The 13,749-nt window shown below is 62.4% G+C and carries 12 protein-coding genes and 2 pseudogenes; 10 read left to right on the forward strand and 4 right to left on the reverse strand.

Features of this window, described 5'->3' with window-relative positions; genetic code table 11:
* Positions 1–84: 84 nt before the first annotated feature.
* Entirely contained in the window at positions 85–1,749 is a 1,665-nt protein-coding gene (locus tag NKH42_RS15610; protein WP_352506762.1) for a Na/Pi cotransporter family protein, read from the reverse strand.
* A gap of 378 nt (positions 1,750–2,127) precedes the next feature.
* On the opposite strand from NKH42_RS15610, the pseudogene NKH42_RS15615 reads away from it, so the two are divergent.
* From NKH42_RS15615 to NKH42_RS15645, 7 genes and pseudogenes are all read left to right on the forward strand, one after another.
* Positions 2,128–2,510, forward strand: a pseudogene (locus NKH42_RS15615) (RcnB family protein).
* A gap of 156 nt (positions 2,511–2,666) precedes the next feature.
* Positions 2,667–4,628, forward strand: coding sequence for a DNA primase (gene dnaG / locus NKH42_RS15620; protein ID WP_352506763.1), 1,962 nt, complete (start codon positions 2,667–2,669; stop codon positions 4,626–4,628).
* Positions 4,629–5,002: 374 nt separating this feature from the next.
* Positions 5,003–7,024: an RNA polymerase sigma factor RpoD gene (gene rpoD, locus NKH42_RS15625; protein ID WP_023678297.1), complete on the forward strand. Its 2,022-nt coding sequence runs from the start codon at positions 5,003–5,005 to the stop codon at positions 7,022–7,024.
* Between the two features lie 207 nt (positions 7,025–7,231).
* Positions 7,232–7,525 (forward strand): GYD domain-containing protein, encoded by a 294-nt coding sequence (locus NKH42_RS15630; protein WP_352506764.1) that lies wholly within the window; start codon positions 7,232–7,234, stop codon positions 7,523–7,525.
* A gap of 107 nt (positions 7,526–7,632) precedes the next feature.
* Positions 7,633–8,013, forward strand: a complete 381-nt coding sequence (locus tag NKH42_RS15635) for a thiol-disulfide oxidoreductase DCC family protein (protein WP_352506765.1) — start codon at positions 7,633–7,635, stop codon at positions 8,011–8,013.
* 411 nt (positions 8,014–8,424) lie between these two features.
* A complete protein-coding gene (locus NKH42_RS15640) occupies positions 8,425–9,105 on the forward strand; it encodes a PadR family transcriptional regulator (protein ID WP_352506767.1) in 681 nt (226 codons plus the stop codon).
* Positions 9,106–9,219: 114 nt separating this feature from the next.
* Positions 9,220–9,510, forward strand: a complete 291-nt coding sequence (locus tag NKH42_RS15645) for an HlyU family transcriptional regulator (protein ID WP_023678291.1) — start codon at positions 9,220–9,222, stop codon at positions 9,508–9,510.
* Between the two features lie 89 nt (positions 9,511–9,599).
* On the opposite strand, the pseudogene NKH42_RS15650 reads toward NKH42_RS15645, so the two are convergent.
* Together NKH42_RS15650 and NKH42_RS15655 are read right to left on the reverse strand one after the other, a co-directional pair.
* Positions 9,600–9,693, reverse strand: a pseudogene (locus tag NKH42_RS15650) (hypothetical protein); the annotation flags it as partial.
* A gap of 213 nt (positions 9,694–9,906) precedes the next feature.
* Positions 9,907–10,551, reverse strand: coding sequence for an FMN-dependent NADH-azoreductase (locus tag NKH42_RS15655; protein WP_352506768.1), 645 nt, complete (start codon positions 10,549–10,551; stop codon positions 9,907–9,909).
* A 110-nt stretch (positions 10,552–10,661) separates the two neighbouring features.
* On the opposite strand from NKH42_RS15655, the gene NKH42_RS15660 reads away from it, so the two are divergent.
* The gene (locus tag NKH42_RS15660) at positions 10,662–11,618 is read left to right on the forward strand and encodes a LysR family transcriptional regulator (RefSeq protein ID WP_352506769.1); all 957 of its coding nucleotides are present in this window, start codon (positions 10,662–10,664) and stop codon (positions 11,616–11,618) included.
* Here NKH42_RS15660 and NKH42_RS15665 read toward each other — a convergent pair.
* Positions 11,551–12,177 (reverse strand): TetR/AcrR family transcriptional regulator, encoded by a 627-nt coding sequence (locus NKH42_RS15665; protein WP_352687768.1) that lies wholly within the window; start codon positions 12,175–12,177, stop codon positions 11,551–11,553. The two genes, NKH42_RS15660 and NKH42_RS15665, sit on opposite strands and share 68 nt — an antisense overlap.
* Before the next feature lie 66 nt (positions 12,178–12,243).
* Between NKH42_RS15665 and NKH42_RS15670 the strand changes: the two genes are divergently transcribed.
* Both NKH42_RS15670 and NKH42_RS15675 read left to right on the forward strand, forming a co-directional pair.
* Positions 12,244–12,666: a VOC family protein gene (locus tag NKH42_RS15670; protein WP_352506771.1), complete on the forward strand. Its 423-nt coding sequence runs from the start codon at positions 12,244–12,246 to the stop codon at positions 12,664–12,666.
* 118 nt (positions 12,667–12,784) lie between these two features.
* On the forward strand, positions 12,785–13,696 hold the full coding sequence (locus NKH42_RS15675) for an arginase family protein (RefSeq protein ID WP_352687766.1): 912 nt from the start codon (positions 12,785–12,787) through the stop codon (positions 13,694–13,696).
* Positions 13,697–13,749: the final 53 nt, after the last annotated feature.

Consider the following 13,749-nt stretch of genomic DNA (forward strand, 5'->3'; position numbering starts at 1 on the left):
AACGCGCAAAGATAATTTTTGCGCATTGGCCCACAGCAATTTTCATAGGCGATGTTCTGAAGCTACCTGGCCTGTGGACGCAATCTATCCAGCCTTCAGCCGTGAACCGGTGAGCAGACCGCGCTCCTCAAGCACGGGATAGGCCATCGAGGCGAGCAGCGAGTTGATCTGCTTGAGGTCCCGAATGGTGTCGAGATGGATGGAACTGGTCTCGACACTCTTGGCGGTGCCGTCGCGCAGCCGCACGAAATGGCTCTGGCTGGTTTCCTTCTCGCGGTCGCGCAGCCGGTCCTTTTCCAGCACCAACTGGCGAGCGGTCTCCGGATCGCGAGACACCAGCACGTTGAAGGCAAGCCTGGCATTGGCAAGCACCAAGGCATGGAAGGCGCAAAGCTCACGCCATCCTTCCGGCGTGAACTCCAGCCCGCGCTCGAATTTCTTCTTCACGTGGACCAGCATGTTGCGCACGATGATGTCGCCGACCTGCTCCAGCTTGACGCAGGCGCCGATCAGCTCCTGGCAACGCAGGGCCTCGTCCTCGCTCAGCGGGTTCTTGGTGACCCTGGCCAGATAGAGCTTGATCGCCGCGTGCTTTCTGTCGACACGGTCGTCGAGTGCGGCCAGCGCGCCAATCTTGTCGGCATCGGCGCTCTCATAGAGCTCGATGATCCGTTTCAGCATGATCTCGACCGTTTCGCAGACCCGCACCACCTCGCGGGTGGCGTTGGCTAATGCCTGGCTCGGCACGTCGAGCGCACTTTCGTTGAGCGCGGAAAGCTCAACGACGTCGAGCGCGTCGGCGGGCTGCGGCTTGGTGCCCAGCGCCACGATCTTTTCCGAGGCGCGATAGACCAGGCGCGCCAGCGGCACGCCGGCGATCAGGATCAAGATGTTGAAGGCGATGTGGGCATTGACGATCTGCTCGGGCACGGTGCTGCCCAAGAAGGCGACCCGCGGCTTGAACGTCAGGAACAGGATCAGCATGATCAGCGAACCCATACCGCGCATCAGGAGATTCCCGATCGGCACGATGCGAACGCCGGGCTCTGCGTTGCGGGTTAGAAGCGGCGCGATGATCGAAGAGCCGAGATTGACGCCGAGCACCAGCACGATGCCGAGTTCGGGCGGGATGAAACCGCGACCGGCGAGCGTCACCATCAGCAGCACCGCGGCGATCGAGGAATGGAACAGCCAGGTGACCAACGCCGCCAGAAGATAGGCGGTGACCGGATCGCCGGAGAAGTAATCGACGATGAGCGGCATCAGCGTGCTCTGGCGCAGCGGCTCCGACGCCTGGCCGATCATCTCCAGCGACAGAAGCAGCAGGCCGATGCCGACCAGGATGCGGCCGAACTGGCGCCAGTCGCGCCGCTCTGTGGCCATGAACATGACCGTGCCGGCGACCAGGCAGACCGGCACCAGCAGCGACAGATCGAAGGTAAGCAGCTTGACCACCAGCGCCGAGCCGATCTCGGCACCGCGCACCGCAAGCTGGCCCGACATGCCGCTGACAATACCGGAGCCGGCGAATGAGCCGACCAGCAAGGTGACGGCGGTCGAGCTTTGCAGTGCGACAGCCAGGCCGCAGCCGGCCAGAACCGCCATGAAGGGATTGCGCATGGTGGCGCGCAGTTTGTGGCGCAGCACATCGCCGTAGGCGCGCTCGACGCCGGTCTTCACCAGACGGGTGGCAAACAGCATCAGTGCCACCGCACCGGCAAGGTGCAGCAAAACGACCGAGCCACTCATGCCAGGCCCCGCAACGCCACAGGCGCCGGCGACGCGGGCGCGGTGAAGTCGAAGGGGCAAAAGCGGGCGCGAATCGTGTACATTGCAGAGGTCGATATTACTCCGATTTATTTTAGCCGAATAATAAATTTTGCCCGGTTCGGACGCCTGTTGGCACGCGACGGGGCGTGTCGGAAATGGATGGCTGACAAAATGGTTGCATAGCCTGCGAGGTTGCGGAGGGTCATGCGTCCATTCTCGGACGGTCGCTTTAAAGGTATCGCTGAATTAGTCGTGCTAAATATAGGAAATCATTACGAAAACGTAATCTATGCATTCAGTTTCGGTTCATCCTTCCGGCTCTATTCCGGAGGCATCGACAACCAAGGAGTACCCGCCATGAAACGTATCGTTCTTTCCGCCATTGCCTTCTCGATGCTGGCTGCAACCGCCTTGCAGGGCCAGGCTGCACCACTGAACACACCAAACGCGCCGCAGTCGAACTACAGCCAGGTCGACTGGCAGAAGCCCGGCAGGCATGTGAACAAGCATGTCGACGTGAACAAGCGCGTCATAGTGAAGAAGAAGATCGTCGTGAGACGCAGCCATTGGCGCAACGGCCAGAGATATTCGAGCTGGAAGCGTCATCAGCCGATTCGCGATTATCGCCACTATGGCCTGCGCCGTCCGGGTCCCGGCCAGGAGTGGATCCGGGTCGGTAACGACTATCTGCTGTCAGCGTTCTCTCCGGCCTGATCTTCGGTGCCATCGCCGCGCAGTGAGCGCGGAACGGCTGATCGGCGCTGCGCCGGTTTAGACCACGAAGGCGGTCCGCGGGCCGCCTTCTCTTTTTGACCTGTGAAAACCGGGTATGGTCGCCATTAGGAGTCGTCGGGCTTCGCCCGTGTGATTATATGAAGGCCAAACGAGCTGTCCCCATGCGCTTTCCGCCTGCTTTCCTCGACGAGATACGCGACCGCGTACCGATTTCTTCGGTGATCGGCCAGCGCGTCGCGTGGGACAGGAAGAAGACCAACGCGCCGCGTGGCGATTATTGGGCGTGCTGTCCGTTCCATGGCGAGAAGAGCCCGTCCTTCCATTGCGAGGACAAGAAGGGCCGTTATCACTGTTTCGGCTGCTCGGTTTCGGGCGACCATTTCAAGTTTTTGACCGAACTCGATGGGATGAGCTTTCCCGAGGCCGTCGAGAAGATCGCCGACATGGCCGGCGTGCCGATGCCGGTTCGCGATGCCGATGAGGAACGGCGCGAAAAGGAACGCGCCAGCCTGACCGATGTCATGGAGATGGCGACGGTGTTCTTCCAGGAACGGCTGCAGGGACCGGAAGGGGCAAAGGCCCGCGCCTACCTGCGCGACCGGGGGCTGACACCGGCGACGCAGCAGTCTTTCCGCCTCGGCTATGCCCCTGACAGCCGCAACGCGCTGAAGGAGCACCTTGCCGCCAAGGGCGTCCCCAAGGCCGACATAGAGGCGTGCGGGCTGGTGCGACATGGCGACGACGTGCCGGTCTCCTATGATTGGTTTCGCGACCGCATCATGTTCCCGATCCCGGATTCCAGGGGCAAGATCATCGCCTTCGGCGGGCGGGCACTGGCGCCGGATGCGCTGGCCAAATACATGAACTCGCCCGACACGGAGCTCTTCCACAAGGGCAACGTGCTCTACAATTTCGCCCGTGCGCGCCAAGCGCTCGGAAAGGGAGCGCTGGCCAAGGGCGGCACGGTCATTGCCGTAGAGGGCTACATGGATGTGATCGCGCTGGCGCAGGCCGGCTTCGAGAACGTGGTGGCGCCGCTCGGCACCGCATTGACTGAAAACCAGCTCGAACTTCTGTGGCGCATGGCCGGCGAGCCGGTGCTGTGCTTCGACGGCGACCAGGCCGGGCTGAAGGCAGCATGGCGCGCCGCCGACATGGCGCTGCCGGCGGTCCAGGCGGGCCGCTCCGTGCGGTTCGCCCTGCTGCCGGAGGGCAAGGATCCCGACGATCTGGTCAAGGGTGACGGACCGGATGCGTTCCGCGCCGTGCTTTCCGAGGCGCGGCCGCTGGCCGACCTCTTGTGGATGCGCGAGACCGCCGGCGGCATCTTCGATACGCCGGAACGGCGGGCGGAGCTCGAAAAGACGCTCCGCGAACTGACCAGCCGCATCCGCGACGAGAGCCTTCGCTATCACTACCAACAGGAAATGCGCGAGCGCGTGCAGAGCTTCTTCGGTGCCCAGCGCGGACGCCAGGGACGTCAGGACGGACGGCCCGGTGAGCGCTTCCCGGGCAGGGTCTCAGCACCCGGCGGACAGTTTGCACGTGGCGGCGGTGCCGGTGGGCGCACCGCGATCACCGAAAGCCTCGGCCGCTCGGCGCTGGTCAAACGCGGCGGCGAGGGCATGTCGGTGCGCGAGGCGACGATCATTGCGGCCCTCGTCAACCATCCCGTGCTGATCGACGAGAATTTCGCCCATGTCGAGTTCCTCGATCTCGCCAATTCCGATCTGAAGCGGCTGCATGCGGCCATCCTCGACGCCATGGCGCACGATATGGCCAACAACCGCGAGGCTGTAATCGCGACGATCGAGCGGGCCGGCTGCGGTGAGATCTGGCGGCGCGCGGTGGCGCTGATCAAACGTGCGCGGCAATGGCCGGCGCTGGAAACGGCAGCACTCGACGATGCTCGTGATGCGTTCAGCCAAGCTCTCCACTTGCAGCGCAGCGCGCGCACCTTACATAAGGAGCTGAAGCAGGCGGAAGCAGCGCTCGCCAGCGATCCCACGGACGAAAATTACCGGCACCTGGTCGAAATCCAGGCGCAATTTCGTGATGTGCAGGCAACGGAAGCGCTGATCGAAGGGTTTGGCGTATCGTCGGGCAGAGCTGGGCGCGTTTAGATCGAAGCCTCCAGAAGACTGAAATGTAAGGACGTGCTTGCGCGTTGAATCAAGCGTGCGGTGCTCTAAGTCGGGTAATTGATTCGCTTTTTTCATGCGAATCATGCGAGAGGCGCTTGACCTTCCGGCAGAATGGCGGAATCAGGTCGATTCGAAACGTTAACCCGCCCCGGCATCGACGGGAATGCAGCGATGTAAGGTACTGATCACTGGACAGGCAGTCTGCTTGCCACAGATATCAGGGTTAATCTGGACTTAACGAGAGATGCAGTTACTGGCCCGGTAAAGCGCGTTCTGGAAGGAGCGCATCCAATTTGACCGGACCGGCAGCTTACGCGGCTTTGATACTCAGCCGCTTGGAGAAAATAAAGACTATGGCGACAAAGGAAAAGGAAGAAGTCGAGACCGAACGCGAGGCCGCGACCGATGGCCCTCTGCTCGACCTTTCCGACGATGCTGTCAAGAAGATGATCAAGGCCGCCAAGAAGCGCGGCTATGTCACCATGGACGAGCTGAATTCGGTGCTGCCCTCGGAGGAAGTGACCTCCGAGCAGATCGAGGACACGATGGCCATGCTTTCCGACATGGGCATCAACGTGGTCGAGGACGACGAGCAGGGCGAGGAGCCCGAAGCCGCCGATACTGCCGCTGACGCCGAGGAAGACGCGAACGAACTCGCCGAGCAGACCGGCACCGCCGTCGCCGCCACCACGACCAAGAAAGAGCCGACCGACCGCACCGACGATCCGGTCCGCATGTATCTGCGCGAGATGGGCTCAGTCGAGCTTCTGTCGCGCGAGGGCGAAATCGCGATCGCCAAGCGCATCGAGGCCGGCCGCGAGACGATGATCGCGGGCCTGTGCGAAAGCCCGCTGACCTTCCAGGCCATCATCATCTGGCGTGACGAGCTCAACGAATCGAAGATCCTGCTGCGCGAGATCATCGACCTCGAGGCGACCTATGCCGGGCCGGAGGCCAAGCAGGCGCCGGTTGTCGAGCGTATCGAGGAAGCCAAGACCGAGGAAAAGTCGCGCCGTTCGCGCGAGGACGAGGACGACATCACCAACGTCGGCGGCGACACCCGTGGCCTGGTGGACGATGACGAGGAAGACGATGACGAGGCGAGCCTGTCGCTTGCGGCGATGGAAGCCGAACTGCGCCCGCAGGTGATGGAGACGCTCGACGTCATTGCCGACACCTACAAGAAACTGCGCAAGCTGCAGGACCAGCAGGTCGAGAACCGGCTGGCTGCCGCCGGCACGCTGTCGCCCAGTCAGGACCGCCGGCTGAAGGAATTGAAGGACCAACTGATCAAGGCGGTGAAGTCGCTGTCCTTGAACACGGCGCGCATCGAGGCGCTGGTCGAGCAGCTCTACGACATCAACAAGCGCCTAGTGCAGAACGAAGGCAAGCTGCTCAGGCTGGCCGAAAGCTATGGTGTGCGCCGCGAGGAATTCCTCAAAGAATATCAGGGCTCGGAGCTCGATCCCAACTGGACTCGCTCGATCGGCAATTTGACTTCACGCGGCTGGAAGGAATTCACCAAGAACGAGAAGGACGCCATCCGCGACCTGCGCGCCGAGATCCAGAACCTCGCCACCGAGACGGCGATTTCGATCCAGGAATTCCGCAAGATCGTCAACCAGGTGCAGAAGGGCGAGCGCGAAGCCGCGATCGCCAAGAAGGAAATGGTCGAGGCCAATCTGCGCCTCGTCATTTCCATCGCCAAGAAATACACCAATCGCGGCCTGCAGTTCCTCGATCTGATCCAGGAGGGCAATATCGGCCTGATGAAGGCGGTCGACAAATTCGAATACCGCCGCGGCTACAAGTTCTCGACCTACGCGACGTGGTGGATCCGGCAGGCGATCACCCGTTCTATCGCCGACCAGGCGCGCACCATCCGCATTCCGGTGCACATGATCGAAACGATCAACAAAATCGTGCGCACCTCGCGCCAGATGCTGCATGAGATCGGCCGTGAGCCGACGCCGGAAGAGCTGGCGGAAAAGCTCGCCATGCCGCTGGAAAAAGTGCGCAAGGTGCTGAAGATCGCCAAGGAGCCGATCTCGCTCGAAACGCCGGTCGGCGACGAGGAGGATTCGCATCTGGGCGACTTCATCGAGGACAAGATGGCGATCCTGCCGATTGACGCGGCGATCCAGGCCAATTTGCGCGAGACGACGACGCGTGTATTGGCCTCGCTGACGCCGCGCGAAGAGCGCGTGCTCAGAATGCGCTTCGGCATCGGCATGAACACCGACCACACGCTTGAAGAGGTCGGCCAGCAATTCTCGGTCACCCGCGAGCGCATCCGCCAGATCGAAGCCAAGGCGCTGCGCAAGCTCAAACACCCGAGCCGGTCGCGCAAGCTGCGGAGCTTCCTCGACAGCTGAGGCCGGGTGACGGATAAGCAGTTTCAAGGGCGCCGGTGGCGCCCTTTTCCGTTTGGGCACATGCGATCACGTTTGAACGCGCCGCTCTTGCGGGTCGTGCCCTACGAGAGGATAATTCCGCGACGGACGCATTCTCTGGGCGACAAACCCGGATGCCCGCCCCGGCGGTTGGACGCCGTGCTCCGTGGCACCGGAGGGAGGTGTGCCATGACAACTTACATCGTGCTGATCAACTGGACGGAGCAAGGCGCCAAAAACGTGCGCGAATCGCCGAAGCGGCTCGATGCCGCCAAGAAGCTGCTGGGAGACATGGGCGGGTCCTTCAAGGCATTTTATCTTACCATGGGGGATTGCGACATGGTGGCCGTGCTCGAAGCGCCCGACGATGCCGTCCTGGCTCGTTTCTCGCTGATGCTGGCGACGGCCGGAAACGTCAGGACGCGGATACTCAAGGCTTTCCCGGAGGATGCCTATCGCGAGATCATCACCTCGCTCGGGTAAGTTGCGCTCCAGGCCTAGCCGGCCATTCCGCGGCTGTCGTGTTGCGTTGCGGCGCAATGGCGTTTGCCGGATAGTCGGTGCGCGTCCCTCTGGTGCCGTCTCGAAACATGAGCAAGCCTCTGCTGACCGTCTGGTATAATACGCGCTGTCCGGTCTGTGATGCCGGCATCAGCCGGCAGAAGCGGCGGCTGGTCGAGGCGGTCAAGGCCGGGCGGATCGAATTTCGCGACATCAATGCCGAACCGACGGCGTTGGCCCGCTACGGCATCAGGCTGGAGGATATCCGGCGTCGGCTGCATGCGACCGACGCCGGTGGCAAATTGCTGGTCGGCGCCGATGTTGCAGTTGCGGTGTGGCTGATAACGCCGGGCGAGGGCTGGTTGGCGACGCTGTTCGGCAATCCCGCCGCACTGCCGTTGACGCGCTATGCCTATGATCGTTTCGCCGATCTGCTCTATGCCTGGAACCGGCGCAAAGGCCGCTGGTAACAGGTATCCATTCCTCCCGCACCGAGCGTTTCGCATGCCCCGCTATCAAGCCGCGGGGTCGCGAAGCCAGCCAACGATGCGGCGCACCGCAGGCAGCACCAGCAGCAGCGTCGGAGGCAGCTTTCTGCGCGAGGTTTTCACATTCGTCTGGGATTTCGCCGAAGCATCCGGTTCGTCGCCTTGCATCCATTCGCCGGTCTTCGGCGTAACTGGAACGGGGGTGGATGCGTTGCTTCACGTTAGACGCCTGGGGAGTGGCCTTCGGCCCCTCGCGCGCTTCCTGACCGCCCTTGCCGGCGAAAACCAATCCTGCTGGCGCTATCTTCAGATACATCGTAAGATATATCTTGACTCCGCCGCTGTGAATACGTAGTTGAGATATATCTTAAGACATAACTTAAGGAGCAAACAATGCACAAAGACAATCATTTCGGGCGTCATCGTTTTGGCGAACACGCCGAGCGCGTTTTCATGCATATGGCCGGCAAGTTCGGCGGACGCGGCGGCGGCTTCGGCCCGTTTGGGCATGGCATGAGAGGCGGACGCGGCGGGCCGGGCGACATGTTCCGCGCCGGGCGCATGCTGGCCGACGGCGACCTCAAGCTGATCACGCTGTCGCTTCTGGCCGAGGCGCCGCGGCACGGCTACGACATCATCAAGGCGCTGGAGGAGCGCACCAGCGGCTTCTACAGCCCGAGCCCCGGCGTGGTCTACCCGACGCTGACCTTCCTGGAAGAGGCCGGCTACGCCGTTTCTGCGGCGGACGGCAACAAGAAGGTGTTTTCAATCACCGAGGCTGGGCAGGCGCACCTCAACGAAAATCGCGAGATGATCGACCACGTGCTCGAACATCTCGAGCGCTTCGGCCGCAAGATGGCAAAGGCGCGCGACTGGTTCGGCTGGAACGATGACGGCGACGGTGGCCGGCGCGGCCGCGGCCGCTCGGAAAAGCGCGACGAGTTTCGCGCCGTGCGCCACCGGCTGCGCGCCGCGCTCGGCGAAATCGTCGATGCGCCTGAAGCAAAGCAGGCCGAGGCAATCAGCATATTGGAAGCTGCCGCAGAGGCCTTGGAAGCGTTGTCGCGCGACTGACCTCTGAGTGCCAAGCCAGTTGCGGCCCTTGCCCGCTCGGCCAAGGACCGGTACTGAAAATCATCCTGCACCGCGCTATGTGGTGCAGGATGATTGCCGTTGGAGGATACCCCCATGTCTTTTCTGAAGCGTCTTTTCGGCGGAGGCAACGAAGCCGCCGAGCCAAAGACAGCGGCGCCGGCAAAGCAGATCGAGCACAAGGGATTTTTAATCAGCGCCACGCCCTACAAGGCGGAGGGCCAGTACCAGACCTGCGGCGTGGTTTCGAAGGAGATCGACGGCGTGATGAAGGAGCACAAATTCATCCGCGCCGACCGCTTTGCCGGGCTTGACGACGCTGTCGACATCTCGATCAAAAAGGGCATCCAACTGGTCGACGAGCAAGGCGAAAAGATCTTCGGGTAGATCGGCTACGACAGCCTTGGGTCGATTGGCCCGCTTTCCAACGCCAGCACGGCGAAGACACACTCGTGAACCCGGCGTAGCGGCTGCTTGGCGACAAATCGCGTTAGCGCTTCGTGGCCAAGCGCGAACTCTCTGAGCGCCAAGGCTGCGCTTGCCGGCCAGGCCGCGTTCTCGGAGGCGCACGAGATTGTTGGGCGCGTCATATTCGGGACCATAGATGATGCGCAAAATATTCCGGGCCGCGGACCTTCAGCGCCGGCTGGATGAGCCCCTTCTTGCCACGGCTGACGAATAACCAATGGCAGTTGTGTGGCCCACCACAATAGGTTGTCGCCAACGACAACAAGGGCAGGCGCCGGGCGCCTGCCCTTGTACAATTCAGACTATGCTGACGCTTTACGCCGCGGTGGCGACGCGCTCGGCATTTCCGGTCGCAGCCACAATGGCGTCGACCTTCGTCGAGGCCTTGGCCAGCGCTGCTGCCACCGCATCGGCGCCCATCCCGACTCCTTCGATGCGGATGACCTCGACATCGTTCATGCCGAGAAAGCCGAGTACGCTGCGCAGGTAGGGAATGGCGTGATCGAACTGCACGGCCGCACCTTCGGAATAGATGCCGCCCGAAGCCAGCACGATATAGACCTTCTTGCCGGTGACGAGGCCCTTGGGGCCGTTCTCGCCATAGGCAAAGCTCTTGCCGGAACGGGCAATGTGATCGACCCAGGACTTCAGCGTCGAGGAGATGTTGAAGTTGATGAAGCCGGTGGCGAGAATGACGGTGTCGGCCGCAAACAGCTCGTCCAGTACCGTGTCGGAAACGCCGACGGCCTCAGCCTGGCGCTGGCTGCGCGCTTCGACCGGCATATATATGCCGGTCGAATAGTCGGGGTCGATATGCGGCAGCGGGTTGGCTACGAGGTCGCGGGCGACAAGCCTGGCCGAGGGATTGGCGGCAAGCAGCTTCTCGGCGAGTTCGGTGGCGATGCGGGTCGAGTGCGAGGCGGCGCCGCGTGGGCTGGATGTGACAAGAAGGATCGACATGATGGGTCTCCAGGGTTGGACTTAAAATCTCCCGGCAAATATGTGTGCGCAGACCCATTTGAAAAACTGGTATATTTTGTATATGATCCATCTAAATTGTGGATTGAACGATGCAACCGAACCCGACGCTTGACCAACTGCAGATCCTAGTTGCGGTGGCCGAGACCGGCAGCTTCTCGGCCGCCGGGCGCAAATTGAATCGCGCGCAATCGGTGATCAGCTACGCTATCGCCAACCTCGAAGCGCAGCTCGGGCTGAAACTGTTCGAGCGCGAGGGCGCGCGTGAACCGCAACTGACCGATGTCGGCAAGGCGACGCTGGAAGATGCGCGACGCATGGTCGGCGTGCTGCAACGCATCCGCTCGCGTGTCGACGGATACCGGCAGGGATTGGAGGCGGAAGTTACGCTGTCGGTCGACGTGACACTGCCGTCGCCGGTGCTGGTTCGGGTGCTAAAGGCATTCGAGGCGCAGTTCCCGGCAGTGACGCTGCGTCTGCATATCGGCTCGCTTGGCCTGATCCTCGATCATGTTGTCGGCGGACAGGCCGATCTCGGCATCGGGGGGCTTCTGGGTGAGACGGACGTGAATCTGCTTCGCATCGGCTTCATCTCCCTGGTGCCAGCTGCAGCGCCTGAACACCCGCTGGCGCTGCTGCCGAGACCAGTGGCGCTAGAGGATGTCCGCGAACACATCCAGCTGGTCGTCTCGGACCAATCCGAGCGTACGCGCGGGCGTGACTATGGTGTCTTCGCCTACCGCACCTGGCGGCTGACGGATGTGCGCACCAAGCACGTGCTGATGCGCGAGGGGCTGGGCTGGGGCGGGCTGCCGCGATGGCTGATTGCCGATGATCTGGCGAACGGCCGGCTCGTCGAACTCGATCTCGAGCCTTACAGCGAAGTCCGTTCGCCGCTCTATGCCATGCATCGCGCCGATCGCAGCCCGAAACCGGCGGCCGCCTGGCTGATCGACCAGTTCAAGCGCCAGCTCGGCTGTTTCAACGAGTTCGAGCCGGGTGAGATGCGTGCGAAGGAGCCGGAGACAGGCCGTCGATCAGCGCCATGAGAACGGCGCGGTAATCCTCGATCGAGGCTCCAGCTTCAATGGCGAGCGCTGCGCGGTCGAAGGCAGCGGCGAGCAAAGCGGTCAGTGCTTCCACAGGCAATCTCTTCATGGAGTGCGACCGCATCGTGGCAACAAGGCTGTCGCGCAGCGAACGGTTGCCATGGCGATTGTCGATCGCATCCATGGCGGCGCGGCCGAGCACGGCCGGGCCATCAAGCAGCAAGAGTCGAGTTCGGCCGGGGGCACGCATGGCAGCCAGATAGGCATCCGAGCCGGCAATCAGCGCATCGTGGGCAAATAGCGAAGGCGGCGACGCGCGTTCGATCTCTTCCGCGATGGCTTGCGCCTCTTTTTCGACCACAGCGGCAAACAGCGCCTGCTTGTCGGCAAAGTGATGATAGAGCGCGCCGCGCGTTACGCCAGCAGCGGCGACGATCTCGGGTGTGCTGGTCTCGGCATAGGATTTTTCGGTGAACAGTTTTCGCGCCGCGGCGATGAGCTCGGCGCGTGTCGCCTCCGTGCGATCGCGGTTGGAGCGGCGAGCGGATCGTTGTTGCATACATGCAGCCTGTATGTTAGTTCAATTTAGATGCAGACTGTATGTTATTCGCCGGGAGAAGGAAAGATGAGGACGACGAGCTATTATCCGGTGCTGATGACGGGCGATGTTGCCGGCACTGCAGCCTTTTATATCGCGCATTTCGGCTTCAAGCCGCTGTTCGAGGCCGACTGGTACGTCCATCTGCGCTCAGCCGAAGATCGTCGCGTCAACCTCGGCATCGTCCAGGGCGATCATGAGACGATCCCGAAGGAGGGGCGGGGCCGCACCTCCGGCCTGCTGATCAATTTCGAGGTCAGGGATGCGGATGCCGTCTATGAGCGGATCACCGCCGCCGGGCTACCGATCCTGCGAACGCTGTGCGACGAACCCTTCGGCCAGCGCCACTTTATCACCAAAGATCCCAACGGCGTGCTGATCGACGTCATCAGGCCGATCCCGCCGAGCCCGGAATTCCTAGCGCAATACGCCGATGGCGCGGCGGGCTGAGCGAGACAGCGGCCGCTGGCAGGAACTGTCGGCAGACGCGACGTGAGGGCTTTAGCCGCGTGGCCGGTCACGCCTTTGCGGTTTATGCTTAGGGGTTAATCAACCCTGGGCCTTCTCCATGCGTGAAATCTGCCTTGTCCGCGCACCCTCCAACCTTGGCCTCCGCCCGCTCCGGCCGGGGCATATTCCGGGGACCTGGCGCGCGCCGCAGGCGCTTACCGAAGCCGGCTTGGTCGAGATGCTTTCGCCCGCCAAAGTGGTTGATCTTGATCGGCCCGCCTATAGCACCGAGCCACAGCCGGGCACCCGGCTGCGCAACGGCAACGCCATACGCAGCTTCAATCTCGCACTCGCCGAAATCGTTGCCGGCGCGCTGGGACGAGGCGAGTTTCCGCTGGCCGTGGGCGGCGACTGCGCTGTCCTGCTTGGCGCGCTGGCCGCAGCACGGCGATCTGGTCCGGTTGCGCTGGTCCATGTCGATGGCCACAGCGATTTCCGCCATCCGGGCAATTACGACGTCAACGCCTCACTCGGCTCGGCCGCCGGCATGGACCTTGCGCTCGCAACCGGACGTGGTGAGCCGTTGCTGACCGACTGGCCCGGCATCGAAAGACCGCTTGTCGCGGACGAACAGGTGATACAGATCGGCGAACGCGAGAACCGCAACGCCAACTTCGGCTGGCCGGACATCCATTCGACCGCGATGACGTTGATCGACGTCTTTGCCGTGCGCGAGCTTGGCGCGGCGAAGGTCCTGGACAAGACCTGGAGCACGTTGGCGCGAACCGGCTGGCCCCACTGGGTGCATTTTGACGTCGATGCGCTCGATCAGACAGTCATGCCGGCAGTGGATTCACCGGGCAGCCCCGGCATCGATCCTGACGATCTCGTCGACATTCTCACGGCGCTGGTGGCGGATACGCGCTGCACCGGAATGGATATGACCATTTTCGATCCGGATCTCGATCCGACCGGCGAACTGGCCGCGCTGCTGGTTTCGCTGCTTGGCCGGATCTATGCGCCGCGATAGAGCCTGCCCATTCCGATAGGTTCGGGATGGGCTCTATCTTGTTTGACCATGAT

It is taken from the genome of Mesorhizobium sp. M1142 (assembly GCF_040318565.1).
Classification (GTDB): domain Bacteria; phylum Pseudomonadota; class Alphaproteobacteria; order Rhizobiales; family Rhizobiaceae; genus Mesorhizobium.

Coding starts and splice junctions, on each gene's coding strand:
- rpoD (WP_023678297.1), top strand. CDS start 5,003: ATGGCGACAAAGGAAAAGGAAGAAGTCGAGACCGAACGCGAGGCCGCG.
- NKH42_RS15640 (WP_352506767.1), top strand. CDS start 8,425: ATGCACAAAGACAATCATTTCGGGCGTCATCGTTTTGGCGAACACGCC.
- NKH42_RS15665 (WP_352687768.1), bottom strand. CDS start 12,177: ATGCAACAACGATCCGCTCGCCGCTCCAACCGCGATCGCACGGAGGCG.
- NKH42_RS15670 (WP_352506771.1), top strand. CDS start 12,244: ATGAGGACGACGAGCTATTATCCGGTGCTGATGACGGGCGATGTTGCC.
- NKH42_RS15675 (WP_352687766.1), top strand. CDS start 12,785: ATGCGTGAAATCTGCCTTGTCCGCGCACCCTCCAACCTTGGCCTCCGC.
- NKH42_RS15635 (WP_352506765.1), top strand. CDS start 7,633: ATGAGCAAGCCTCTGCTGACCGTCTGGTATAATACGCGCTGTCCGGTC.
- dnaG (WP_352506763.1), top strand. CDS start 2,667: ATGCGCTTTCCGCCTGCTTTCCTCGACGAGATACGCGACCGCGTACCG.
- NKH42_RS15645 (WP_023678291.1), top strand. CDS start 9,220: ATGTCTTTTCTGAAGCGTCTTTTCGGCGGAGGCAACGAAGCCGCCGAG.
- NKH42_RS15660 (WP_352506769.1), top strand. CDS start 10,662: ATGCAACCGAACCCGACGCTTGACCAACTGCAGATCCTAGTTGCGGTG.
- NKH42_RS15610 (WP_352506762.1), bottom strand. CDS start 1,749: ATGAGTGGCTCGGTCGTTTTGCTGCACCTTGCCGGTGCGGTGGCACTG.
- NKH42_RS15630 (WP_352506764.1), top strand. CDS start 7,232: ATGACAACTTACATCGTGCTGATCAACTGGACGGAGCAAGGCGCCAAA.
- NKH42_RS15655 (WP_352506768.1), bottom strand. CDS start 10,551: ATGTCGATCCTTCTTGTCACATCCAGCCCACGCGGCGCCGCCTCGCAC.